1 protein-coding gene is annotated in these 537 nt (G+C 35.0%); it reads right to left on the bottom strand.

The window, feature by feature from the left end; all coding sequences use genetic code 11:
• Window positions 1-507 (bottom strand): BRO-N domain-containing protein (locus IEX29_RS26465; protein WP_268239129.1); only part of this gene is annotated, 507 nt, incomplete at its 3' end.
• Window positions 508-537 lie beyond the last annotated feature (30 nt).

The following is a 537-nucleotide window of genomic DNA, read 5'->3' as shown; positions in this document are numbered from 1 at the left end:
ATATTCACCTTCTATTTTCTTGTCAATACTATTTAGTTTTTCAGCTGTCTGTACGTGATACTGATTATTAGCAGTATTAATTTTTGCAACCTGTTCGGCTAAAAATTGAATGATTTCCGGATTGTTTTGAATTTCTTGAGCTAGCGTATTTGTCATGTACAATCCTTGTTTCCTGATTTGTGGGAGAACTTCTGATGTCACCCAGCGTTTGAATCGTTTTGCAGATTTTAGTTTGCTTCCGAATATTAATGAGTAGAGACCTGATTCATTAATAATGGTTTTATTAGAAAAGTCATTCCCGCTCCATAGGCTTTGGGTCATTTTGACGGAAGCCTTATATGACAAGGTTTGTTTGTCTTCTTTGTCTACGTGCTTCCTTATTGCTTGGTCCAAATCCACATATCCCAAAACTTCTGCAACGTCTTTGCCGAGAAAATACGGTTCATCTTCAATCACTAACGTTCTTACATTGTTTTCTTCAAAATTGAATACCTTTAAATCTGTCATACTATCATTCCTTTCTTTTGGTATACTATT

Source organism: Oceanobacillus neutriphilus, assembly GCF_014645515.1.
Classification (GTDB): Bacteria; Bacillota; Bacilli; order Bacillales; family Amphibacillaceae; genus Oceanobacillus; species Oceanobacillus neutriphilus.
The sequence above is the reverse complement of the archived record's forward strand: the minus strand, read 5'-3'. Positions and strand labels throughout refer to the sequence as shown.